This window comes from Staphylococcus sp. EG-SA-2 (assembly GCF_017152085.1).
The window spans coordinates 1-668 of record NZ_JACYHC010001157.1 but is presented as its reverse complement, the minus strand read 5'-3'; the positions used below and the strand labels follow the sequence as shown (position 1 = coordinate 668).

At 32.3% G+C, this 668-nt stretch carries 1 protein-coding gene and 1 pseudogene; both read left to right on the top strand.

Annotated elements, in window-relative coordinates; genetic code table 11:
* Nucleotides 1-96 (top strand): annotated as a pseudogene (locus IDG60_RS19115) (Cys-tRNA(Pro) deacylase); the annotation flags it as partial.
* A gap of 249 nt (nt 97-345) precedes the next feature.
* A partial coding sequence (locus IDG60_RS19110) for a DeoR family transcriptional regulator (protein WP_206161067.1) occupies nt 346-668 on the top strand: 323 nt, incomplete at its 3' end.

Genomic DNA, 668 nt, shown 5'->3' with positions numbered 1-668 from the left:
GTGAGTGGTGGGCTTCGAACAATGCAAATCACAATAGCTGTTGAGGATTTGATTACAATAACTAAAGGCAAAATTGGAGCAGTTATCCATGAATGATTAATAACAACAAAAAGTATGGGGCAAGATTCGGAGTGTGACAGAGATGAAATTTTTATAAAATTCATTTCTGCCACACTCCTTTTTGATTGAATTAGCATTTTACGATCATAAACAGTCATTACAAATGAGTATTTGAACATAAAAATGTAATTTTATCGTCACAATTTGATTGTTTGTGATTGTTTTTGGTAATTTATGATTGAAAAGTGAAAGCGTACTCATTATAATACAGAGTGAGATGGGGTGATGATGATAATTACAGAAAAAAGACACGAGTTAATATTAGAAGAACTTTCGCACAAAGATTTTTTGACTTTACAAGAACTAATAGATCGAACTGGATGCAGTGCTTCAACAATACGAAGAGATTTATCTAAACTACAACAATTAGGGAAATTGCAACGTGTGCATGGTGGTGCAATGTTAAAAGAAAATCGTATGGTTGAGGCGAATTTAACTGAAAAATTAGCAACGAATCTTGATGAAAAGAAAATGATTGCTAAAATAGCAGCTAATCAAATCAACGATAATGAATGCTTATTTATCGATGCTGGTTCATCTACATTGGA